This is a genomic window from Haemophilus sp. SZY H68 (genome assembly GCF_018829685.1).
Classification (GTDB): Bacteria; Pseudomonadota; Gammaproteobacteria; order Enterobacterales; family Pasteurellaceae; genus Haemophilus; species Haemophilus haemolyticus_K.
This window is the reverse complement of sequence record NZ_JAHKKB010000001.1, coordinates 192,337-215,148: the sequence shown is the minus strand read 5'-3', so window position 1 is coordinate 215,148 and position 22,812 is coordinate 192,337. Positions and strand designations below refer to the sequence as shown.

The 22,812-nt window shown below is 38.5% G+C and carries 22 protein-coding genes; 5 read left to right on the top strand and 17 right to left on the bottom strand.

All coding sequences use genetic code 11. The features are described from left to right. Nucleotides 1-24: 24 nt before the first annotated feature. The 10 genes from mraY to ffh all read right to left on the bottom strand — a co-directional run bounded on the left by mraY (nucleotide 25) and on the right by ffh (nucleotide 11,484). A complete protein-coding gene (gene mraY, locus KP712_RS01030; RefSeq protein WP_140527223.1) occupies nucleotides 25-1,107 on the bottom strand; it encodes a phospho-N-acetylmuramoyl-pentapeptide-transferase in 1,083 nt (360 codons plus the stop codon). After that, nucleotides 1,101-2,474 carry a UDP-N-acetylmuramoyl-tripeptide--D-alanyl-D-alanine ligase gene (gene murF / locus KP712_RS01025; RefSeq protein WP_215770472.1) on the bottom strand — a complete coding sequence of 458 codons (1,374 nt, stop codon included), beginning with the start codon at nucleotides 2,472-2,474 and terminating at the stop codon, nucleotides 1,101-1,103. Before murF ends, mraY begins: the two co-directional genes overlap by 7 nt. 13 nt (nucleotides 2,475-2,487) lie before the next feature. Next, nucleotides 2,488-3,954, bottom strand: coding sequence for a UDP-N-acetylmuramoyl-L-alanyl-D-glutamate--2,6-diaminopimelate ligase (murE, locus tag KP712_RS01020; protein ID WP_215770471.1), 1,467 nt, complete (start codon nucleotides 3,952-3,954; stop codon nucleotides 2,488-2,490). A gap of 9 nt (nucleotides 3,955-3,963) precedes the next feature. Further along, nucleotides 3,964-5,793, bottom strand: a complete 1,830-nt coding sequence (locus KP712_RS01015; protein ID WP_048954128.1) for a penicillin-binding transpeptidase domain-containing protein — start codon at nucleotides 5,791-5,793, stop codon at nucleotides 3,964-3,966. A gap of 11 nt (nucleotides 5,794-5,804) precedes the next feature. After that, complete coding sequence (gene ftsL / locus KP712_RS01010) at nucleotides 5,805-6,128, bottom strand: cell division protein FtsL (protein ID WP_048954129.1); 324 nt, start codon at nucleotides 6,126-6,128, stop codon at nucleotides 5,805-5,807. Nucleotides 6,129-6,130: 2 nt separating this feature from the next. Further along, nucleotides 6,131-7,096 (bottom strand): 16S rRNA (cytosine(1402)-N(4))-methyltransferase RsmH, encoded by a 966-nt coding sequence (rsmH, locus tag KP712_RS01005; protein ID WP_111407199.1) that lies wholly within the window; start codon nucleotides 7,094-7,096, stop codon nucleotides 6,131-6,133. A gap of 37 nt (nucleotides 7,097-7,133) precedes the next feature. After that, nucleotides 7,134-7,589: a division/cell wall cluster transcriptional repressor MraZ gene (gene mraZ / locus KP712_RS01000; protein ID WP_005628276.1), complete on the bottom strand. Its 456-nt coding sequence runs from the start codon at nucleotides 7,587-7,589 to the stop codon at nucleotides 7,134-7,136. 204 nt (nucleotides 7,590-7,793) lie between these two features. Continuing rightward, on the bottom strand, nucleotides 7,794-9,380 hold the full coding sequence (locus KP712_RS00995; RefSeq protein ID WP_111407198.1) for a carbon starvation protein A: 1,587 nt from the start codon (nucleotides 9,378-9,380) through the stop codon (nucleotides 7,794-7,796). Nucleotides 9,381-9,566: 186 nt separating this feature from the next. Continuing rightward, complete coding sequence (locus tag KP712_RS00990) at nucleotides 9,567-9,905, bottom strand: hypothetical protein (protein ID WP_111407197.1); 339 nt, start codon at nucleotides 9,903-9,905, stop codon at nucleotides 9,567-9,569. A 190-nt stretch (nucleotides 9,906-10,095) separates the two neighbouring features. Next, nucleotides 10,096-11,484, bottom strand: coding sequence for a signal recognition particle protein (ffh, locus tag KP712_RS00985; protein ID WP_111407196.1), 1,389 nt, complete (start codon nucleotides 11,482-11,484; stop codon nucleotides 10,096-10,098). 143 nt (nucleotides 11,485-11,627) lie between these two features. Between ffh and KP712_RS00980 the strand changes: the two genes are divergently transcribed. The 4 genes from KP712_RS00980 to KP712_RS00965 all read left to right on the top strand — a co-directional run bounded on the left by KP712_RS00980 (nucleotide 11,628) and on the right by KP712_RS00965 (nucleotide 15,189). Continuing rightward, on the top strand, nucleotides 11,628-12,413 hold the full coding sequence (locus KP712_RS00980) for an inner membrane protein YpjD (protein WP_111407195.1): 786 nt from the start codon (nucleotides 11,628-11,630) through the stop codon (nucleotides 12,411-12,413). 136 nt (nucleotides 12,414-12,549) lie between these two features. Next, nucleotides 12,550-13,812 (top strand): HlyC/CorC family transporter, encoded by a 1,263-nt coding sequence (locus tag KP712_RS00975; RefSeq protein WP_111407194.1) that lies wholly within the window; start codon nucleotides 12,550-12,552, stop codon nucleotides 13,810-13,812. A 125-nt stretch (nucleotides 13,813-13,937) separates the two neighbouring features. After that, nucleotides 13,938-14,708 (top strand): threonine/serine exporter ThrE family protein, encoded by a 771-nt coding sequence (locus KP712_RS00970; RefSeq protein ID WP_111407193.1) that lies wholly within the window; start codon nucleotides 13,938-13,940, stop codon nucleotides 14,706-14,708. A gap of 1 nt (nucleotide 14,709) precedes the next feature. Beyond that, nucleotides 14,710-15,189, top strand: coding sequence for a threonine/serine exporter family protein (locus KP712_RS00965; protein WP_065264557.1), 480 nt, complete (start codon nucleotides 14,710-14,712; stop codon nucleotides 15,187-15,189). 46 nt (nucleotides 15,190-15,235) lie between these two features. On the opposite strand, the gene KP712_RS00960 is transcribed toward KP712_RS00965, so the two are convergent. After that, a complete protein-coding gene (locus tag KP712_RS00960) occupies nucleotides 15,236-15,454 on the bottom strand; it encodes a YdcH family protein (protein ID WP_111407192.1) in 219 nt (72 codons plus the stop codon). Between the two features lie 118 nt (nucleotides 15,455-15,572). After that, entirely contained in the window at nucleotides 15,573-16,331 is a 759-nt protein-coding gene (locus KP712_RS00955; protein ID WP_111407191.1) for a hypothetical protein, read from the bottom strand. Between the two features lie 169 nt (nucleotides 16,332-16,500). Between KP712_RS00955 and serS the strand changes: the two genes are divergently transcribed. Continuing rightward, nucleotides 16,501-17,790 (top strand): serine--tRNA ligase, encoded by a 1,290-nt coding sequence (gene serS, locus KP712_RS00950; protein ID WP_111407190.1) that lies wholly within the window; start codon nucleotides 16,501-16,503, stop codon nucleotides 17,788-17,790. Between the two features lie 51 nt (nucleotides 17,791-17,841). Here serS and selD read toward each other — a convergent pair whose 3' ends face one another. The 5 genes from selD to aroC all read right to left on the bottom strand — a co-directional run bounded on the left by selD (nucleotide 17,842) and on the right by aroC (nucleotide 22,802). Next, nucleotides 17,842-18,882 (bottom strand): selenide, water dikinase SelD, encoded by a 1,041-nt coding sequence (selD, locus tag KP712_RS00945; RefSeq protein ID WP_111407189.1) that lies wholly within the window; start codon nucleotides 18,880-18,882, stop codon nucleotides 17,842-17,844. Between the two features lie 56 nt (nucleotides 18,883-18,938). After that, nucleotides 18,939-19,895: a lauroyl-Kdo(2)-lipid IV(A) myristoyltransferase gene (gene lpxM, locus KP712_RS00940; RefSeq protein WP_065264553.1), complete on the bottom strand. Its 957-nt coding sequence runs from the start codon at nucleotides 19,893-19,895 to the stop codon at nucleotides 18,939-18,941. Between the two features lie 41 nt (nucleotides 19,896-19,936). Further along, complete coding sequence (locus KP712_RS00935; RefSeq protein WP_111407188.1) at nucleotides 19,937-20,704, bottom strand: TSUP family transporter; 768 nt, start codon at nucleotides 20,702-20,704, stop codon at nucleotides 19,937-19,939. A gap of 17 nt (nucleotides 20,705-20,721) precedes the next feature. Next, nucleotides 20,722-21,582: a penicillin-insensitive murein endopeptidase gene (gene mepA / locus KP712_RS00930; RefSeq protein ID WP_111407451.1), complete on the bottom strand. Its 861-nt coding sequence runs from the start codon at nucleotides 21,580-21,582 to the stop codon at nucleotides 20,722-20,724. A gap of 146 nt (nucleotides 21,583-21,728) precedes the next feature. Further along, a complete protein-coding gene (aroC, locus tag KP712_RS00925) occupies nucleotides 21,729-22,802 on the bottom strand; it encodes a chorismate synthase (protein ID WP_005638748.1) in 1,074 nt (357 codons plus the stop codon). Nucleotides 22,803-22,812: the final 10 nt, after the last annotated feature.

Below are 22,812 nucleotides of genomic sequence, written 5' to 3'. Positions count from 1 at the left end.
AAAGAGCGAACCTAGCTATATTTATTAACGTAACTTCAAGGTTACCAATCCCATCAACACCAACATTAAGGAAATAATCCAAAACCGAATAATGACTCTTGGCTCTGGCCATCCCTTCAATTCAAAATGATGGTGAATCGGTGCCATTCTAAAAATGCGTTGTTTGCGTAACTTATAAGATCCCACTTGCAAAATAACAGAGAGCGCTTCAACAACAAACACCCCGCCCATTATCACAAGCAAAAATTCCTGACGAACTAGGATTGCCACGACACCAAGCGCGCCGCCTAATGCAAGGGAACCTACATCGCCCATAAAGACTTGTGCTGGATAAGTATTGAACCATAAGAATCCTAGCCCTGCACCAACAATGGCTGTACAAAATACAACCACCTCAGAACTATATTTAATGTATGGGATGTGCAAGTATTCTGCGAAATTCACGTTACCCGTCGCCCATGCAATTAACGCAAACGCACCTGCGACAAGCGCGGTTGGCATTATCGCCAATCCATCCAAACCATCTGTTAAATTCACCGCATTACCGGTTCCAACAATCACAAAGTAAGACAACACAATATAGAACAAACCTAATTGAGGCATAATGTCTTTAAAGAATGGAATCACTAAACGGGTTGCATCAGTATCGTGTCCAAGCCAATAAAGCCAAAAGATTGCCACTAATGCCACAACAGACATCCAGAAATATTTCCAACGAGCAATCAAACCATCCGTGTTTTTACGAGTAATTTTGCGGAAATCATCCACGAAACCAATTGCACCGTATCCAAATAATACAAATAAGCAAACCCAAATATAAGGATTAGCAAGATTTGCCCATAATAACGTACTTACGCCAATAGAAAATAAAATCATCACACCGCCCATAGTGGGTGTGCCTTTTTTTGCAAAGTGGCTTTCAGGACCATCATTTCGCACTTCTTGGCCAAACTTTAAGATCTGTAAACGTTTGATCACTTTTGGGCCAATCCAAAGTGAGATAAAAAGTGCAGTTAATAATGCAAGAATTGCACGGACGGTAATATAAGAAATCGCATTAAAGACGGTTTCATAACGAACAAGATATTCAGCAAGCCAAACTAACATTTAATTTTATCCTTTAATGAATAGATCACATCTTCCATTTTCATTGAGCGCGAGCCTTTTCCTAGCAACACGACTTTGTTATTTTGTTGTAATTGGGTTTCAATCAATGGTACAAGAAAATCAACCATCTCCACCTTATCAGTAAAATGCTTACCCGAAACAGCCTCAGAAATAACCGCACTTTCGTTGCCATAAGAACAAACTAAATCTAAATTTGCCGAGTTGACATGTTGTCCTACTTCGTGGTGAATAGCGAGAGAGTTTTCACCTAACTCTTTCATATCACCAACACACAAAATACGGAAAGCATCATAACTTTTTAAAACATCAATCGCTGCACACAGAGAATCTTTATTCGCATTATAAGTATCATCTAATAGCAATAAGTTAGAGGTTACTTGAATTGGGAATAAACGCCCTTTCACTTGTGAACGTTGTTCTAATCCGGCTTTTACATCTGCAAGAGTGGCACCAACATTCATCGCAAGTGCGGTAGCAGCCAAGGCATTTTTTACATTATGTTCACCAAGGTAGGGTAAGTTAATCTCAATTTCACCTTGTGGGGAAATAAGTGTAAAAGTAGAGCCTTGAGCAGTATGATGAATATTTTTTGCAGAATAATCTTTACCGTTGAAATATTGAATCTCATGTTCACCGATTTCTTTTTGCCAAACATTTAAATGATCATGTTCTGCGTTAATAATCGCCACACCATTCGATGTTAAACCTCGATAAATCTCACCTTTAGCTTGTGCTACGCCCTCTAAAGAACCAAATCCCTCTAAATGCGCTGGCGCAATATTATTAATCAATGCTGCATCAGGTTGAGCTAACTTTGTGGTGTAATCAATTTCACCTTGATGATTTGCACCAAGTTCAATCACAGCAAAACGATGTTTTTCTGTTAAGCGAAGAAGAGTTAAAGGCACACCAATATCGTTATTAAAATTGCCATTGGTAAAAAGTACCGCGTCAGAATCACCGGCAGTATGTTGCAAAATACTTGCAGTCATTTCTTTTACCGTGGTTTTACCAGAAGACCCTGTCATCGCGACAGTATGCGGATTAATTTTCTCGCGTAACCATTTTGCAAGTTCACCCAAGGCAATACGAGTATCTTTAACCACAAGTTGTGGAACAGAAATGGAAGAATTTTCTTGCTGAACAACAACAGCTACCGCACCTTGTGCTACCGCTTGTTCAAGATATTGGTGGGCATCAAACTTTTCGCCCTTCAAAGCAAAAAATAAACTATTTGATACACTTTTTCGGGTATCTGTATTAATTTCTTCAACTTGCACATTTTTATCGCCAATTAATTTAGCTTGAAGAATCTGTGCTAGCTGTTCAGTAGAGAGTTTAATCATAATTTAATTGTTATTATTTTAAAAAATCATGTGCTACATCTTGATCAGAAAATGAAATCACTTCATTACCAATAATTTGATAATGCTCATGACCTTTACCCGCAATTAAAATCACATCATTTTCAATAGTACTTTCAATTGCAAATTGGATAGCTTGTTCTCTATCAGGAATAATACCCACTTTATCCATATTAATAAAACCAGAAACAATATCATCCTCAATTTGTTTATAAGGCTCTGATCGAGGGTTATCTTTTGTCACGATAACTTTATCAGCAAATTGTTCTGCCACTTTTGCCATTAATGGACGTTTACCTCGATCGCGATCACCGCCACAGCCAAAAATGCACCATAATTCACCTTGACAGTGCTCCCGTGCTGCAATTAATGCCTTCTCTAATGCATCGGGGGTGTGAGCGTAATCAACGATGACCGTTGGCTTGTTTGGATACTGAATCATTTCCATTCTTCCACATACTCCTTTCAAAGATTTCGCCGTAGCGAGTAAATTTTCCAATGGGTAACCAAATGATAATAACGTAGTCATCACTAATAACAAATTGCTTACATTGAAAGCACCGATTAATGGACTATTCAATACGCCATTCCCCCAGCTAGATTCAAAAGTAATCTCTGCGCCTTGAGCATGATAGTGGATATTTGTTGCCTTCATCCATTGATGTGAGTTTGCTTGGAAATCGATGCCAGTACTAACCGCAATCGCATCAGGCAATTCACTTAACCATTGGCTGCCAATCTCATCATCAGCATTAATCACTTTAATTTGCGTATCTAATTCGGTGAATAAGCGTTTTTTAGCGGAAGCATAATTTTCCATTGTTTGGTGATAATCAAGATGATCACGAGTTAGATTCGTAAAAATAGCTGCCTTAAAATGTAATGCTTCTACTCGATATTGGGCTAAACCATGTGATGAAACCTCAATTGCAGCGAAATCGGCTCCATCTTGTCTAAATTTGGCAAGAGAAGACTGAAGTTCTACCGCAGACCCTGTCGTATTCTTAGCCTCAACTACGGCACCTAAAAGTCCATTACCAATTGTTCCCATTACTGCTGCACGATGGCCTAATAGCTCCGCCCATTGTGCTAATAATTGAGAAATAGTAGTCTTGCCATTTGTCCCTGTTACACCAACAAGCGTTAATTTCTTAGAAGGCGAATCATAGAAAATATCTGCCAACGACGAAAGATGGCGTGCAAGTTGATAAAACTTAACTACTGGCACATTCCCAATAAATGTTACTGTTAAATGCTCGCTAGATAATTCTGTCTCAGAAATCACCGCACTTGCACCAGAGTGAATAGCCGAATCAATAAATTGATTTCCATCGACCTGATGACCTTTTATCGCCACAAAAAGATCCCCTGTTTTAACTTTACGGCTATCCAATACCATATTATGGAGTTCTATCTCATCCTTTAATTCAGGTAAATTAAAAAGTGCGGTGAGTTTTTTCATTATTTTTCCCTAATTCATTTTTTCATTCTTACGCTCACCAACATATACAATGCGTTTCGCACTTTTCATTGTTTTTTCTGTTGGTTCCGCATCTTGTGGAATTCCGTTAGCACGTAATGCATAACCCATAATACTAGAGAACACAGGAGCTGAAACCGCACCACCATAATATTCCCCAGCTTTTGGATCGTTAATCAAAATTACTAAGGCATAACGTGGATCACTAATTGGTGCAATCCCCGCTGTGAATGCAACGTATTTATTCACATAATGACCATTCTCTAATTTACGTGCTGTACCCGTTTTTACACCAACACGATATCCTTCAACCATCGCTCGCTTATTTTTAATCGCTACTTTTTCTAAAATACCGACAATATCCTTCGTGATTTTTTCAGAAAAAACTCGTTTCCCAATTACAGGTGGATCAACTTTTGTAATAGAGAGTGGACGATAAATACCGAAGCTACCAAGCGTTGCATAAGCTCTAGCTATTTGGAGTGGTGTTGCAGTAATACCATAACCATAAGAAACCGTTGCACGTTCAATATCCGCCCAACGTTTACGATTGGCATTTAAAATCCCAGCCTGTTCACCAATCAATCCCAAATCTGTCGACTTACCTAAACCTGCATTTTGATAGGTTTCCATCAAGGCACTTGGGGGCATACGTAACGCAAGGCGACTTACACCACGGTTACTTGAATTAATTAATATTTCATCTAATGTTTGTTGCGCACGTGGTGCTACGTCTACAATTTCTTTTCCACTTACTGTAAAAGACCCTGTATTAATAACCTCATCGCGACGAACTACACCACGTTGAAGTGCAGTTAACACAACTAAAGGTTTTACAGTAGAACCCGGCTCAAAGGTATCCGTAATAGCACGATTACGCATTAATTCTGATTTCACGCCAACACGATTATTCGGGTTATACGATGGCGCAGTAGCCATGGCTAATACTTCTCCTGTACGAACATCAACTAATACAGCCGTACCCGATTCAGCATTATTTTCTGATACCGCTTTTTTAATTTCACGATACACCATAGATTGTAATTTTTCATCAATACTTAACGTAACATCTTGCGCATCATATTTTTTTTCATCAGAAATGTGTTCAACAATGTTACCTCGCTTATCTTTACGTACTGTGCGTGAACCATCTTTCCCCACAAGCATGGTATTAAAACTTTTCTCTATCCCTTCTATACCATTCCCATCAATATCAGTATAACCGACTAAATGTGCAGCTTCTTCTACACGTGGATAAAAACGACGATGTTCAGTTTCTAAGAAAACGCCTTTAACGTTTAATTTTTTAATATAATCTGCTTTATTTGACTCTACTTGACGGGCCAAATACAAATAACCTGATTTTGAATTTTTCTCAATTTTTTTAATCAAGTCATTGCTACTCATTCCTATCTCTTGCGCTAATGCATTAATACGCTCTTTATCCGCTAAAGCATCTTCTTTTAACATCGTTTTAGGATCAGCTACTATTGCACTCATCGGGACACTTACTGATAATAATTGCCCATTACGATCTAAAATTGAACCACGCACAGAAAGAATTTCATCTTTACGTAACGAGCGTTTGTCAGCCTCGCCAGATAAGGTATCAGCATTAATAGATTGGACATAACCAGCACGAGCTACCAATGCACACAAACCAAGAAAAACAAAAAATACCGAAATAATATAACGTCCACGCATAAAACATTTATCAAACACCATTTTCGGTTTATTATGTTTCACGGCTTCAGGTGCGGTTAATTTTCTAATTGTTTTTTTAGACTTATTTGATTTACGAGAAGAATTGAATTTAACCATCTTTTTACCTATTATTCTCTAATCTCAACTTCTTGTTCTGTCGTTAAAGGTTTCATTTTTAAAGTACCTACAGCAATAGATTCTACTCTTGTGCTATCCCCTTCAGTCGCTTCCTGCACCTGTAAATTTCGATATTCATTTTCAAGCGCTTGCCGTTGTAAAATAAGTGCACCATTTTCAGAAATTAACTGACGTGTTTTATGCGTCACCCAAATAGCGCCCATTGCGGATACCAAAATTGCTATTAATAAGAAAACAATTAACTTATTTGAAGAAAATAAATCTTCAACTAAAATCTGCTGTAACGGATAACGAGGTTTATTATTTTCAGACATCACTAAATTCTCTCCGCTACACGCAATACTGCACTTCTTGAACGAGGATTTGCTTGAATTTCCTCCTCACTTGGTTGAATTGCTTTACCAATTACTTTTAATTTCTGATTACGTTGAATTTGGTCTTCTCGCAATGGTAAACCTTTAGGGATATCCTCACCTTTACTTTGTTTTTTCATAAAATGTTTCACCATTCTATCTTCCAAAGAATGGAAACTAATAATTGATAAACGCCCTTCTGGCGCTAACATGTCTAAAGCAGAATTGAGTACACTTTCCAATTCGTCTAGTTCTGAATTGATGAAAATACGAATGGCCTGGAAACTACGAGTCGCAGGATGTTTATGTTTATCTTTGAAAGGTACCGCTTGTGAAATAAGCTCAGCTAATTGACTAGTACGTGATAAAAATTCTGTGCCATTTTTGGCCGCACTTTTGTTGTAATCAACAATAGCAGTGGCAATACGTTTAGCAAAACGCTCCTCGCCAAAAGTTTTCAAAACCCAAGTTAAATCCTCAACCGATACTTGTTTTAACCATTCTGCTGCTGATAAACCTTGAGTCGTGTCCATACGCATATCAAGCGGGCCATCTTTCATAAAACTAAAACCACGCTCTGCTTCATCAAGCTGAGGAGATGACACGCCAAGATCAAGCAAAACACCATCAATTTTGCCAACCAAATTTAATTTTTCACAAATTCCAGGAATATGAGAAAAGCTGTTATGTTCAATCTGAAAACGTGAATCTTGAATTTTTTGAGCTTCAGCAATGGCTCTAGGATCGCGGTCAACGCCAATGAGACGACCATTTGGAGATAATTTAGAAAGGATTAAGCGAGAATGTCCACCACGGCCAAAAGTACCGTCAATATAAATTCCATTTTCCTTCAATGCCAAGCCATTCACGGCCTCGTGAAGTAAAACTGTGATATGTTCAGGTGAAGAAAAGGAATTTTCGGTATCCATAAATACAATATAAAAGTAAAAAACGGTGAATCATTTTCTATAATGAGAAATCTTTCAAAGCCTCAGACGCAAAGTCTGCACTTGAACCAATTTCCATATCTTCTTCAATTTGAGCATGCCATTCTACAGCACTCCAAATTTCAAATTTATTAAGTTGTCCTACTAACATTAAACCTTTTTCTAATTTTGCATGTTGGCGTAATGGTCCACTAAGCAAAATACGGCCCTGAGCATCCATCTCACATTCAGTGGCATGACCAAGCATTACTCGTTGCAAACGGCGTTGGGTAGGATCAAAATTAGAAAGTGCGAGAAGTTTTTGTTCGATTTTTTCCCATTCATCAAGGGGATAAAGTAAAAGACAAGGTTGGCGAATATCGACGGTACAAACCATTTGCCCTTGGTTCTTTTCAAGAATTTCAGAGCGATAGCGGGTTGGGATCGCTACGCGTCCCTTAGAATCTAAATTAACCGCTGTTGCACCACGAAACATATTACGCCTTCAAAATTAAACTTATTTCGAGAAATTTTTCTAAAAATCTCCACAAAACACCACTTTTCTCCACATCTACGTAAGTTTATAATTTGTTTGCTTAAGTTGCAAGCGATTATCCCTGATATAACCCTATTTTTTATCAAAATAAAAAGCCGTTTGAGAAAATATCCCAAACGGCTTTTTTCAACCAGATGTTCTTAATTAATTATTCACATAAGCTTCTTCGTCACGATCACCGAATGGTTTAAGTAACGTAAAGAATAATATGATACATACTACTGTTGTTGCCAAACCTAAATATACTGACAATTGATAATCTAAGTGGAAACCAATTGGATTGTAATATAAATAAGTTGCACACACTGTGGTAATAAACCAAGCAGGAATAGACGCAACCCAATGGAATTTATGATAACGATATAAATATGCAGCTGCTGTCCATAACATTACCATTGCTGTCATTTGGTTTGCCCAAGTGAAATAACGCCATAATACGCTAAAGTCAATGGTTGAAACAAAATAGCCTAATACGAATAGTGGTACAGCAATTAATAAGCGTTTAGATAATGAACGTTGGTCAATATGGAAAATTTCCGCTAATTGTAAACGAGCAGCACGGAATGCGGTATCACCAGAAGTGATAGGTAAAACAACCACACCTAACACAGCAAAAATACCACCAACAAAACCTAAGAAATGTAATGAACTGTCATATACAACTTTAGATGGTGATCCTGCAGAAATTGCATCTTGTAATGCTTGTGGATTTTCATAGAATGCGAGACCAACCATACACCAGATTAGCGCAATTACACCTTCAGCAATCATTGCACCGTAAAAGATAAAACGACCTTCTTTTTCATTTTCAGCACAACGCGCCATTAAAGGAGTTTGAGTTGCATGGAAACCAGATAATGCACCACAAGAAATAGTTAAGAACAACAATGGCCAAATTGGAACATCACCCTTCACTTGGAAGTTTTGTGTGAATTTCTCTAAAGTTAAACCTTGACCATCTGCATTGATAGTACGGAAGAACTCAATAGGATCAACAGCACTAAAGTGTGCAGAAACTAAGCCATACACCATACCCACAGACATAAATAGCAATAATGCGCCAAAGAGCGGATAGATTCGACCGATAATTTTGTCGATCGGTAATAAAGTCGCAAGAATATAGTAAGCAAAGATAATAATCGTCCAAACTGCAACAACAGTTGCTTTATCCATTCCCCATACTTTGATACCACCGGCTTCAACTGCATGATGAACAGCTTCAGCATCACCTAATTGTAACGCTCCTTGAGATGCGCCCAATAAGTCCATGGTAATCGTACCCATTAATTGAGCTGGGCTTGATACAAACACAACACCTACTAATAATAAAAGTACAAGTGCTAATGTGTTAATAAATACTTTTACAGGGCGACCTAAGAATTTACCGGCTAAATATGGCATTGTTGCACCACCATGACGGATACTCAACATACCGCAGAAATAATCATGTACTGCCCCAGCAAAAATACAGCCTAGTACAATCCATAACATCGCGACAGGTCCGTATAATGCACCAAGAATAGGGCCAAAAATTGGGCCAGTACCAGCAATATTCAACAATTGAATTAACCAAATCTTAGTTTTTGACATTGGCATATAATCCACACCATCATTTATTTGATAGGCTGGTGTTTGACGTTTTGAATTAATGACAAAGATTTTTTCGATAATTTTTCCATAAATAAAGTAACCAAGAATAAGAATGGCTACACAAAAGAAAAACCACAACATAGAAATACTCCTCAAAAGATGGGTAATAATATTTAGATATACTCTAAATTAGCGGCCGTATTCTATGTCAAATTGATAGAAATCAAAAATTGAATTTAAGAGTTTTTTTAAAATTTGTGACTTTTATCACATTTATTAATAACACTATTTACATTAAAAGAATAAAACAGATTGATACTCTCAAAGTTAAATACATCCTCCACAGCTCCCGCAGCGCCAATCGGACTGATTTACTGCTTGATAAAATGCTCTCATTATATTTTCCTCTAAAGGAATATTATGCTCAATAAATACATCAGAAAGCCATTCAATATTTTCAACAATCCAATCATCCTCACCCAATCCCTCGCGATAAAGCTCATCTTCAGGATCCATAAAATTATAAATATTTTCTGTTCCCATATCTTTATCTTGACGCTCTCGAGGTAACACGACGGGTAAACCAAGATATTTAATTTCCCAATGTCCTAAACATAATGTATGTCCCTTAGATGACCAGTTAACTTGGAATGGATTATTATTCATGTTGAATTTTTATAAAAAAAGTTGAAATGTGTAATGAGTATAGAATGAAGTAAAGAATATTCCCATACTAAGTATCGGGTATTATTTCAACTAAAATTCACTTATAAATGACACTTAGACTAATATTTTGCTCAAAACAAAGTGCGGTTAAAAATATGTCTTTTTTAACCGCACTTTTATTCTTCTGAAATTATCGTTTAAACATTCCGCCTAAACCACCAAGACCGCCTAAGCCTCCGCCCATTAAGCCTTGCATTCCACGCATCATTTTAGCCATACCGCCTTTACGCATTTTCTTCATCATACGTTGCATTTCGTCGAATTGTTTAAGTAATTTATTAACATCTTGCACTTGAGTGCCAGAACCTAATGCAATACGACGACGGCGAGATCCTTTGATAATATCTGGGTTGGCACGTTCTTTTAAGGTCATGGAGTTAATGATCGCTTCCATTTTGACAAACATTTTGTCATCCACTTGATTTTTAACATGATCAGGCAAATTTTTTGCACCGGGTAATTTCTCAAGCATAGACATCATGCCACCCATTTTTTTCATCTCGATAAGCTGTTCTCTGAAATCATCTAAAGTGAAATCATCGCCTTTCTTGAATTTCTGCGCCATTTTTTCTGCTTTTTCACGGTCAACAGAACGTTCAAGATCTTCAATCAGTGAAAGCACATCGCCCATACCCAAAATACGGGAAGCAACACGGTCTGGATGGAACGGCTCAAGCGCTTCTGTTTTCTCGCCCACACCCAAGAATTTGATTGGTTTACCAGTGATTTGACGAATTGATAACGCCGCACCACCGCGCGCATCACCGTCCACTTTTGTCAAAATAACACCTGTAAGCGACAATGCTTCATTAAAGGCTTTTGCCGTATTGGCTGCATCTTGACCAGTCATCGCATCTACGGTGAAAAGGGTTTCGATTGGATTTAATGCCGCATGGACTTGCTTGATTTCGTCCATCATTTCCGTATCAACGTGCAAACGCCCTGCCGTATCCACAATCAATACATCGTAGAATTTCAGTTTTGCATCAGCAAGTGCCGATTTAGCAATATCAACTGGGTTTTGTTTAACATCCGATGGGAAAAAATCCACGCCAACGGACTGAGCCAAAGTTTCAAGCTGCTTAATCGCAGCTGGGCGATATACGTCGGCAGAAACTACTAACACTTTCTTTTTATGGCGTTCACGCAAGAATTTTGCTAATTTACCCACGCTGGTGGTTTTACCCGCACCTTGTAAACCCGCCATTAAGATAACTGCTGGTGGTTGGGTTGCAAGATTTAAACTCTCATTTGCTTCGCCCATGGCTTTTTCAAGCTCACGCTGAACGATTTTTAAGAACTCTTGCCCCGGCGTTAAGCTTTTATTGACTTCTTCCCCAAGCGCGCTTTCTTTTACTTTTGCGATAAATTCACGCACCACAGGTAAAGCAACATCTGCTTCAAGTAATGCCATACGCACTTCGCGCAAGGTTTCTTTAATATTATCTTCCGTTAAACGGCCTTTTCCCGTGATATTGCGTAAAGTTTTAGAAAGGCGATCCGATAAATTATCAAACATGACTCGTAATCCTGTTTTTTTCTAAAAAAATTGGCTTGATTATACCGAAATTTAGGCGTTTTTCATCATTTCAAATAAATTTATAGCGAATTGTGTGTGAGAACGATAAAATACGAACCATTCCCAAACAGAGGAAAGAAATTATGTGGTTTGCTATTTTTTCGATTTTATTTTATCTAATTAGTGTGTTGATGATCGCTCCTTTACTTACGTCCGTAGAAAACACACAACATTCTCCGAAAAAAACACCGTTGTTTTTTACCGCACTTTTTGCGATAGCACTACACGTTATTACGCTTTGTCCTTCCTTGAAGGAATTAGCTGAAGAGCATACATTCACATTAATTCAAATTAGTTCATTAATGAGTGTTAGCATCTCTGCCCTTGCCGTATTTGCTATTTTATCAGTGAATTCTATCTGGTTCGTTTTACCTATCGTCTTTGCCTTTTCAATTTTTAACTTAATTTTGGCAACATTTATACCAAGTCATTTTATTCAATTACTGAATCAAGATTCTGCGATGTTATTTCATATAGGCTTATCAATATTTACTTATGCGGTATGCTTTATTGCCATGCTTTATGCAATCCAACTCAATTGGATTGATCGTTCATTAAAAGCCAAAAAAACCAACTTTTCTCCGATTATACCTTCTTTAATGACCGTAGAACGTCATTTTGCAAGGGTATTTGCTTTTGGTGAATTATTATTAACACTGACATTAATTTCAGGTATTTATCATTCTATCAATGCATTAACTGCGGAAAATATTCACAAAGCACTATTTTCATTTTTTGCTTGGATTGTCTTTGGCATCGCACTTTTTGGTCATTGGAAAAAAGGATGGCATGGAAAAAGGATGATAATTTATGCAATTTCAGGTATTATCTTACTCACGATTGCTTATTTTGGCAGTCGGCTGATTTAAAAATAAGGGCGAATTCAAGTTCGCCTTTATTATTCCATAGGGCATAACTTATTACATAAACTTAATTAGCTCGACTAATTTATGCTTCAATAAATTACACCCTATGATGTGATTAAACGAACAAAAGGATTTTCCCTTGGACAGTATTCCCCTTAGTACTTTATTTATTATTCTCATTATCTGTTTAGTGTTATCTGCGTATTTTTCTGGTTCAGAAACCGGGCTACTCTCTCTCAATAAATATCGTCTTCGTTTTCTATCTGAACAAGGCAATAAAGGCGCACAAAAAGCAGAAAAACTGCTAGAAAAGCCAGATACCTTGTTAAGCTTTATTCTTATTTTTAATAACCTTGTTAATATCAGCGCATCAGCGATTGCGACCATGATTGGTATGCGTTTATACGGAGATGCTGGTGTGGCGATTGCAACGGGTTTACTCACTTTCGTGATGCTTGTCTTTTCTGAAATTTTCCCTAAAACGGTGGCAGCGATGCACGCGGAAAAAGTCGGTTTCATTTCCAGCCATATTTTGACGGTATTACTTAAAATCTTCTATCCGTTAGTTTGGCTGATGAATATTTTTACCAAATTATTAATGCATTTAGTGGGATTAAAACCCGATATGCAAAAACAAGTAATTAGCCGTGAGGAACTTCGTAGTATCGTTTCAGAAGCGGGCGAAGCCACACCTGATGAACAACATCCACAAATGTTGCTTTCTATTTTAGATATGGAAACCGTCACCGTTGATGACATTATGGTTCCACGTAACGAAATTGGCGGCATTGATATTGATGATGACTGGAAAGCCATTATGCGCCAGCTCAATCACGCAGCACACAACCGCGTTGTGCTTTACAAAAGCAGCCTTGATGAACAAGTGCTTGGTATTTTGCGCGTGCGTGAAGCATTCCGCTTACTGCTTGAAAAAAATGAATTTACCAAAGAAACCTTAATTCGTGCCGCTGATGAAGTGTATTTCATTCCTGAAAGCACGCCATTAAAAACTCAACTTGCGAACTTCCGCGCAAATAAAGAACGCATTGGCTTAGTGGTGGATGAATACGGAGATATTAAAGGTCTTGTGACTTTGGAAGATATTTTGGAAGAAATCGTGGGTGATTTTACCACTTCCACCGCGCCAAGCATTGATGAAGAAGTAACGCAACAATCTGATGGTTCCATTATTATCGATGGCTCTGCCAACCTACGCGATCTCAACAAAATGTTTAACTGGGAATTGGATACAGAAGATGCCCGTACATTTAATGGCTTAATCCTAGAACACTTAGAGGAAATTCCCGATGAAGGCACGGTTTGTGAAATTGATGGCTTGCAAATTACCATTCTTGAAGTGGGTGATAATATGATTAAACAAGCGAAAGTCGTCAAACTTTAATCATAAAAACTCAGACAAATTGAACCGCACTTTTGACTTAAATCATAAGTGCGGTTCTTTTTTGGCGCATTTTTCAGAAAAGATTTTTATAATTATTTATAGGTGTATTTTGATAGAAGAAAGATATGGAACATGAATATCAACGGGCGGTGACTCGATTGTGCGTACAAACGGCACTGCTCTTGTTACAACATGGGGCAGAAAGTACCGTGGTGGTGCAAATGGCACAGCGTTTAGGCATAGCACTTGGCGTAGAAAGTGTAGAATGTGCGCTCACGGCAAATGCGGTGGTGCTGACGACCTTATCCGATAATCATTGCATTACTACCGCACGAAAAAATACAGATAAAGGCATTAATATGCAAATGGTCACTGATGTTCAGCGCATTGTGATTGCCGTTGAACATCATTTGTATGACTTAGAAATCGCTCAAAGAAAACTGGATCAATTAAAACCGCTTAAATATAACCGATGGTTAGTTGTATTCATGATTGGCTTATCTTGTGCAGCATTCGCCCATTTATCTGGCGGAGACTGGGTGATCTGTGGTATCACCTTTGTGGCGGCAGCCATCGCCATGTTTGTGCGACAAGAATTTTCTAAACGGCACTATAATCCTCTTATCGTCTTTTCCATCACCTCTTTCGTCGCCTCGCTGATTTCTGGCGTGAGCTTAAAATATAACTTAGGTAATGATCCTCAAATTGCTTTAGCGTCTAGTGTGTTATTACTTGTGCCGGGGTTTCCTCTGATTAATTCTTTGGCGGATATATTAAAAGGTTATGTGAATATGGGATTAGGCCGTTGGACGATTGCAACTATTCTCACTTTTGGCGCATGTCTTGGCATTGTATTCGCTTTAAGCGTATTACATATTACAACTTGGGGGCATTAAAATGTTATTAGATATAACAATATTTATATTGAAATTATTCGATGATATGTTATTTGCCGCAATTCCAGCCGTGGGCTTTGCTTTAGTATTTAATGTACCGCCCAAGGCCTTAAAATATTGCGCAATTTTAGCCGCACTTGGTCATGTGACACGCACATTATTACTGCATATTAATATGCCTATTGTATTTGCCACATTCTTTGCAACTTGCGTAATTGGTTTTTTAGGCGTGCATCTTTCCCATCGTTATTTAGCCCATCCTAAAGCCTTCACCGTTGCCGCAATTATCCCGATGATCCCTGGTGTTCAGGCCTATAAAGCAATGATTTCAATGGTACAAATTCATCATTTCGGCTTTTCTGATGCGTTATTTGAGCAAATGATTAGCTCCTTTATTAATACCAGTTTTATCCTAGGCGCAATAGTATTTGGATTGGCTTTACCGGGCTTATTGTTTTATCGACAAAAACCTGTGGTATAACACTAAAATAGTTCAACAAAAAAACCGGCATCAGCCGGTTTTTGTACTATTCTTGTGATTTTTTCTTGAGGTATTCATAAAGCTCATCTTTAATCCGTAATTTTTCTTTTTTCAAAGCCTCAATTTCCATATGAGTGGCGAGCTGAATGTTTTCCTGCATATTCTTAATTTCATGATCTAATTCGTTATGCTTTTCAAAAAGACGATCGAAATAAACATCATTACTTTTAAGTTTAGTGATTAATTCTCGGTATTCGGGAAACATAGCATTGCTCCTATAGTGGTTTTAACTGGTTTCAGTTTACTACACTCGGCCCAAATAAACAGAAAACAATCTTAAAAATTTGACAGCGATCACAAAATTTATTTCTCTCAAACAATCCTTACTCTTTTGCTTTTTTATTTCTTCCAGCACCTAAAATCAGCATCGCTAACAAACTAAGAATAATTCCAAAACCAGCACCAATACCCGTTGAAATAACATAAGGTTTCTCTGTCATCACAAGATTAGGCTGTTGAACAAAATGAAATACCACCAAATTATTATCTAACGGTTGAACAGATTGCATCATTTTCAATTTGTTTTCCCAAGAAACGTCAATTTTAGCATCTGCAGCATTTTTCACTTGTTCGAATAACGATTTCCATTTTGTAATCAATTCATTATTTAATGTTTGGCGCGCTTGATTATTCACATAACGAATGTATTCCACAAAAAGTTGATCCACTTCTTCACGATCAAAAGAAGACAGGGTTAATTGCTCAAAATTATTTTCTTGGGAAAATTTAAAATGTGAGGCGATTTGCTGAATGGTTTGATTTTCAACTTTAGCTCTCGCTTTCACAAAATCAGATTGATTTAAAAACGCCATTAATTGAGCGGGAGAACTCAGAATTTTTGTAAATTCATGATAGGCAGAATTGGTCGCCTTACGTTCAATCTTTGTGGCATCCACTGCATCCGCATCACCGCTAACTAAACTGTATGTAGAAAAAAGAGAAAAATAATTACCTAGCTCACTCAGTTTTGGCGTTTCAAATTGCGCACTAACCTGCCATTTTGTCGGATGAAAATGAGCCCCGGCAAAACCAAGCCCACCGCCGATAATCATAAATAGAAAAGAAAGAATAAATTTTCTCATAACCCACCTAAAAATTTGATTAAATCGGCGCAAATTTTAACACAAAGTGCGGTGTATTTTTCTTTATTTTCAGAATCTCGCTTTTCACTAGGCTTTTAACTGGTTTATTTCAACAACGTGCGATAGAATAAAACCGTTTTCATTTCAACGAAAAAAGTAAGGAAATACCATGATCGATCCAAATTTACTCCGTAATAATTTAGCGGAAGTCGCAGAAAAATTAAAAGTAAAACGTAACTTTATTCTTGATACAGAAAAACTCACCTCATTAGAAGAACAACGCAAGAACTTACAAGTGACCACTGAAAATTTACAAGCTGAACGTAATACTCGTTCAAAAGCTATTGGTGCTGCGAAAGCACGTGGTGAAGATATCGCGCCATTATTGGCTGAAGTGGATAATATGGGCAATCAATTGACTGAAGCAAAAGCACAATTAGATGCGGTACTTGCGGAAATTAATCAAATTGCATTAAGTATTCCAAATCTACCTGCAGACGAAGTGCCATTAGGCAAAGATGATACAGAAAATAAAGAAATCTTACGTTGGGGTACACCGCGTACATTTGATTTTGAAGTGAAAGATCATGTCTCATTAGGTGAAGATGCCAATGGCTTAGATTTTGCCGCTGGGGCTAAATTAGCTGGTGCTCGTTTCGCTGTGATGAAAGGTCAAATCGCCAAAATGCACCGTGCATTAGCGCAATTTATGTTAGATCTTCATACTGAACAACACGGCTATTTAGAAACCTATGTGCCTTATTTAGTCAATCACGCCACACTTTATGGCACAGGTCAATTACCAAAATTTGGGGAAGATTTATTCCATACTTTAGCCTTAGAAGGCGAACAACCTTACGCATTAATTCCAACCGCAGAAGTGCCCGTCACTAATTTAGTGCGTGACGTGATTATTGATGAAACAGAATTACCAATAAAAATGACCGCACATACGCCATGTTTCCGTTCTGAAGCGGGTTCTTACGGTCGTGATACTCGCGGTTTAATTCGTATGCACCAATTTGATAAAGTGGAAATGGTACAAATCGTTGATCCAGATAAATCAATGGAAGCACTCGAAGAATTAACCAGTCATGCGGAAAAAGTATTGCAATTATTAAATCTTCCGTATCGTAAAGTTTTACTTTGCACAGGCGATATGGGCTTTGGTTCTTGCAAAACTTACGATTTAGAAGTTTGGGTGCCTGCACAAAATACTTATCGCGAAATTTCTTCTTGCTCAAATATGTGGGATTTCCAAGCCCGCCGTATGCAAGCACGTTGTAAAGCAAAAGGCGATAAGAAAACGCGCTTAGTGCATACCTTAAATGGTTCTGGTTTGGCTGTTGGTCGTACTTTAGTAGCTGTGCTTGAAAACTATCAAAATGCAGATGGTTCAATCACCGTGCCAGAAGTGCTACGTCCATATATGGGCGGATTAGACGTTATCGGAAAATAATCCTTCTATAAAATAAAAAAGCGTGGATTTTAAAATTTCCACGCTTTTTTATTAAGCTATTTCAACGACAACATCGAGTTCTGATTTAGGTTTTAATTCACCCACTTTATATAAATCAATGCCCGCATCTTTGGCTATTTCAATGACCGTTTGAACGCTATTAGGCTCAACTGCCACTAATAAACCACCTGATGTTTGAGGATCACACAGAATCGCTTTTTGTTCTTCCGTCAACATCCCTACTTTATATCCATAACTTTCAAAATTACGCCCCGTTCCACCTGGTACGCAACCTTGAGCAATATAATCTTTAACACCGTCCAAGGTTTTAATTTTGTCCGCAAAAACTACCGCACTTAAATTTGAACCTTCACAGATTTCAATTAAATGACCAAGTAAACCAAATCCGGTGACATCCGTCATTGCGGTGACGCCCTCCACTTGGGAAAATTGGCTGCCAATAGAATTCATTTGGCACATGGCGGCAGTAGCTAAACCTTGATGTTCTGGTTTAAGTTTTCCTTTTTTCTCCGCCGTCGTCAAAATACCAATACCAAGCGGTTTCGTCATATAAAGCTTACAACCTGATTTTGCAGAAGCATTACGTTTCACTTTTTCAGTGTCAATCACGCCTGTCACGGCTAACCCAAAAATAGGTTCAGGCGAGTCAATGGAATGTCCTCCCGCCAAAGCAATACCCGCTTGATGGCAAGCAAAGCGACCACCATCAACGATTTTCTGTGCAACTTCTGCAGGCAATACATTGGTTGGAAAACCTAAAATGGCGATGCCCATAATCGGCTTACCTCCCATAGCAAAAATGTCACTAATGGCATTGGTTGCGGCAATTCGTCCAAAATCAAAAGGATCATCCACAATCGGCATGAAAAAGTCTGTGGTACTGATAATTGCAGTTCCATTACCAAGATCATACACCGCTGCATCGTCAGCAGTTTCATTGCCGACGAGCAAATTTGGATCATAAAATTTTTCCAGTTCTGAATGTAAAATTGTCCCTAACACCTTAGGCGAAATTTTACAACCTCAACCCGCACCATGGCTGTATTGCGTAAGCCGAATTTTTTCTTCCATTTCTTATTTACCTTGTTGAATATCCGTTTTCGAGAATATGACGTTTAAACTTATTCTTAATCATAAAGATCTTCGCCATCTTTCCTTGTACGCAATAATTGCAAAATCCAAACATATTGCTCTGGCGCTGGCGTAACAAAAGATTCTATTTCTTCGTTCATTGCTCGAGCTGATTGTTCAGGATCATCACTTAAATTCATTGCGGGATGAATTTCCATTTCATATTTGCCAGCCTCAGCGTTATAACGAGGAAACATTGGAATGACAACAGCTTTAGAAAGTTTTGCCATTTTATTTAATCCTGGCAATGTCGCTTTATAAGTTCCAAAGAAATCAACAAATACACTTTGCTCGGCTCCAAAATCTTCATCTGGTAAGTAATAACCCATTTCGCCTTTACGAACATGATTTAAAAAAGGTTTAATACCATTTTGGCGAGCATGCATTTTTCCACCGAAACGTTGGCGTGTAATCGTCCAAAGCCAATCCACCAATGGATTTCTGTGTGGATTATACATAGAAGTCATTGGCATGCCTTGAGTATGCAAAATAATGCCTGACGCATCAATCGCCCAGCCATGTGGCACCATAAGAATAATATTCTTGCCCTCAGCTTTTGCCTGTTCAATATGTTCAAGACCGATAAATTTACTGCGTTTTTGCAAATGTTTCTTTGAACGGATAGCAATCTCACCAATACCAAACATAACTTGTGCAACAACCGCAAACATTTTATCAATGACTTGCTCACGTTGTTGTTCAGTCCAATGAGGGAAACAATATTGCAAGTTAGTTTGCGCACGGGTACGCTGTTTCTTTGCTTTATGCCCAATCCAAACACCTAATTTTCCCGCCAATTTATCGCGCAGACGAAAAGGCACAAATGCTAACAACAATAAAAAGAAAATACCGAGCCAAATTCCCCAATATTGAGGCTTTAAATACGACCATGAAAAGTGTGCTTCATAGCCCACTCTCGCCGTCAAACGTAAATTTTGTTGATTATCCGACATAATAAAATTAATTTTAACCGCACTTTTGCGCGCTTTCCGAACTAAAAATGAAACCAGCCCTGATCGTAAACCATTTTAGCCGTCATTATAAAAGACATGATAACAACCATCGGTCGAATCAAGGTTTTACCTTTCGTCATCACCATTTTGGCACCTAAATTTGCGCCTAAAATGCTCCCAGCCATCATCACGAAACCCACTTTCCAAAGAATTTGTCCACCCAATAAGAAAAGCGCAAAAGAAGCAAGATTCGAAGTAAAGTTCATCACTTTTGCATGTGCTGTCGCTTTCGGGAGATTAAATCCTAGCAAAGTAACACAGGCTAAACTCATGATTGAGCCGGTCCCCGGCCCAAAGAAGCCATCATAAAAACCTAAAAATGGGCTAACTAAAAGACCAAATAACAGATAACTTAATCGTTGTTTCCGATCTTCATCACCTAATTTAGGGGTAAACAAAAAATATAGACCAATGGCTAAAATCAAAAAAGGCAGAATTTTTTTGAAAATCGCCACATCAATTGATTGAATTAATAATGTACCTAGGGAAGAACCTAAGAAAACCCAAATCAAAATAAACCAAATATCGCGTAAATTAACCGCTCTTTTTCGCAAGAAATAAAGGCTTGCTGATAATGCGCCCCCCATAGCTTGCAATTTGTTGGTGCCTAACGCCATTGCAGGTGGCATACCTGTCATGAGCAACGCTGGAATAGTGATTAATCCACCACCGCCAGCAATTGCATCGATAAATGATGCGACAAAACCAACACAAAACAATATTGCTAAAAGATCAATTCCGATATCCATATTGATTTACCTTAATGCTATTCTAACCATTCACTCCGGTTCGGTGAGTTCAAAATTTGTTGGCACAAAAACGGCTCTGGTGGTGTAACTTTAGGTTTGCTCACTGAAGCGCCTGGTTTTGGCGGTTCAAACCAAGAATATAATTCGTCTCCACAACCATCACCGGCAGGAACAGGGGCTTGATTTTCACAATAAGGCGCATCTGCTGGGCAAGTTAAACGAACATGAAAATGAGAGTCGTGGCCATACCAAGGGCGAACTTTGTGTAGCCAACCGCGATCATTGCCAGCGGTTTGGCATAATTTTACCTTAATCGCAGGATTAACAAAAATACGTGTCACATTTGGATCTTGCGCGGCTAACTTGATTAACGTCGCATGATTGCTATTCCATACGCGTTCATCCACTCGTTGCGCCTTTCTATCCACAACTAATAAACCTTTACCATCAGAATTCAGTGCATCGGCGTCTGACATTTCACCCATTCTTAACCAAATATCTGCATCTAATCCCATCTGATGGCTAGCATGGCCAGTTAAAAATCGTCCGCCACCAGGCATGGCAATATCGCCTACTAACATCGTTGGCAACCCAGCAGCTTTAGCGCGTTGTCCCAAACGTTTAAGATACTGAATCATATTTGGGTGGCCATAATAGCGATTGCGATTCATACGAATCACTTGGTAACCTTCCCCTTTCGGCGGTAATGCTTGCGCCCCAATAATACACCCATTGGTATAACTACCAATAGGTTTTGCTTTCCCATCGTCACTTGGAATGGGACGTTTCACTTTTTGCCAATCTAGAGGAGAGGCAACAACGTTAATAGAGAAAAGTGCGGTAAAAATTATGGATGTTTTTAATAAAATTTTATTCATTCTAATATTATCATCAATAGTTTCATCGTCGATAAATATACCCACGATAAAAAATAACTCCCCTTTGAGGAACATTCATTGCTCAAAGGGGTAACATCAAAGCTTATCTATGAGATAGCGACCTAGCCTTAAATATCACATTAAGATCACTTACACTGCGCCTTAAAACGTAATAAATGATCTAATAAGACAATCGCCATCATGGCTTCTGCGATGGGTACAGCACGAATACCCACACAAGGATCGTGTCGACCTTTTGTTACAACCTCTACGGCTTCACCATTAAGATTGATTGAACGACCAGGAATAGTAATACTTGAAGTCGGTTTTAGTGCAATCGTGGCGATTATCGGTTGACCAGAACTAATTCCCCCTAAAATGCCACCTGCATGATTGCTTTCAAATCCATCGGGGGTCATTTCATCACGATGTTCACTTCCACGTTGCTCAACCACCGCAAAACCATCACCAATTTCGACGCCTTTTACTGCATTAATTCCCATTAATGCATGGGCAAGATCCGCATCTAAACGGTCAAATACTGGCTCACCTAATCCGACTGGAACATTTTCAGCGATAACGGTAAGTTTAGCGCCAATAGAATCCCCTTCTTTTTTAAGTTCACGGATCAATTCATCGAATTTTTCTACCGCACTTTCATCAGGACAAAAGAATGGATTGCTGTTTACCTTTTCCCAATCAATGTCTCCGATGGTCTGCGGAGCAATTTTCACATGACCAATTTGACTTAAAAAACCCCGCACTTCAATACCAAAATGTTCGCGTAAATATTTTTTCGCAATCGCTCCCGCTGCAACCCTCATCGCTGTTTCACGTGCTGACGAACGCCCACCGCCACGGTAATCACGGATTCCATACTTTTGCTGATAGGTAAAATCTGCATGACCTGGGCGGAAACGATCTTTAATATCACCATAATCTTGCGAACGCTGATCACCATTTTTAATGATCATCCCAATACTTGTGCCTGTCGTTTTTCCCTCAAACACACCAGATAAAATTTGAACTTCATCATCCTCACGACGCGGCGTAGTATATCGAGATGTCCCTGGTTTACGACGATCTAAATCTGGTTGAATATCTTTCTCAGATAATTCGAGATTTGGCGGTATCCCATCAACGATACAGCCTAATGCAATACCATGTGACTCCCCAAAGGTTGTCACACGAAAAAGTTGTCCGATTGTGTTACCTGCCATATTATTTCTC

What these genes read in the sequence shown, in the direction of transcription:
- lpxM (WP_065264553.1), bottom strand. Translation starts at nt 19,895, where the DNA reads ATGTCGGATAATCAACAAAATTTACGTTTGACGGCGAGAGTGGGCTAT.
- KP712_RS00980 (WP_111407195.1), top strand. Translation starts at nt 11,628, where the DNA reads ATGTGGTTTGCTATTTTTTCGATTTTATTTTATCTAATTAGTGTGTTG.
- KP712_RS00965 (WP_065264557.1), top strand. Translation starts at nt 14,710, where the DNA reads ATGTTATTAGATATAACAATATTTATATTGAAATTATTCGATGATATG.
- KP712_RS01015 (WP_048954128.1), bottom strand. Translation starts at nt 5,793, where the DNA reads ATGGTTAAATTCAATTCTTCTCGTAAATCAAATAAGTCTAAAAAAACA.
- KP712_RS00990 (WP_111407197.1), bottom strand. Translation starts at nt 9,905, where the DNA reads ATGAATAATAATCCATTCCAAGTTAACTGGTCATCTAAGGGACATACA.
- KP712_RS00935 (WP_111407188.1), bottom strand. Translation starts at nt 20,704, where the DNA reads ATGGATATCGGAATTGATCTTTTAGCAATATTGTTTTGTGTTGGTTTT.
- murE (WP_215770471.1), bottom strand. Translation starts at nt 3,954, where the DNA reads ATGAAAAAACTCACCGCACTTTTTAATTTACCTGAATTAAAGGATGAG.
- rsmH (WP_111407199.1), bottom strand. Translation starts at nt 7,096, where the DNA reads ATGGATACCGAAAATTCCTTTTCTTCACCTGAACATATCACAGTTTTA.
- KP712_RS00995 (WP_111407198.1), bottom strand. Translation starts at nt 9,380, where the DNA reads ATGTTGTGGTTTTTCTTTTGTGTAGCCATTCTTATTCTTGGTTACTTT.
- KP712_RS00955 (WP_111407191.1), bottom strand. Translation starts at nt 16,331, where the DNA reads ATGAGAAAATTTATTCTTTCTTTTCTATTTATGATTATCGGCGGTGGG.
- ftsL (WP_048954129.1), bottom strand. Translation starts at nt 6,128, where the DNA reads ATGTCTGAAAATAATAAACCTCGTTATCCGTTACAGCAGATTTTAGTT.
- aroC (WP_005638748.1), bottom strand. Translation starts at nt 22,802, where the DNA reads ATGGCAGGTAACACAATCGGACAACTTTTTCGTGTGACAACCTTTGGG.
- KP712_RS00960 (WP_111407192.1), bottom strand. Translation starts at nt 15,454, where the DNA reads ATGTTTCCCGAATACCGAGAATTAATCACTAAACTTAAAAGTAATGAT.
- serS (WP_111407190.1), top strand. Translation starts at nt 16,501, where the DNA reads ATGATCGATCCAAATTTACTCCGTAATAATTTAGCGGAAGTCGCAGAA.
- ffh (WP_111407196.1), bottom strand. Translation starts at nt 11,484, where the DNA reads ATGTTTGATAATTTATCGGATCGCCTTTCTAAAACTTTACGCAATATC.
- murF (WP_215770472.1), bottom strand. Translation starts at nt 2,474, where the DNA reads ATGATTAAACTCTCTACTGAACAGCTAGCACAGATTCTTCAAGCTAAA.
- mepA (WP_111407451.1), bottom strand. Translation starts at nt 21,582, where the DNA reads ATGAATAAAATTTTATTAAAAACATCCATAATTTTTACCGCACTTTTC.
- mraY (WP_140527223.1), bottom strand. Translation starts at nt 1,107, where the DNA reads ATGTTAGTTTGGCTTGCTGAATATCTTGTTCGTTATGAAACCGTCTTT.
- mraZ (WP_005628276.1), bottom strand. Translation starts at nt 7,589, where the DNA reads ATGTTTCGTGGTGCAACAGCGGTTAATTTAGATTCTAAGGGACGCGTA.
- KP712_RS00970 (WP_111407193.1), top strand. Translation starts at nt 13,938, where the DNA reads ATGGAACATGAATATCAACGGGCGGTGACTCGATTGTGCGTACAAACG.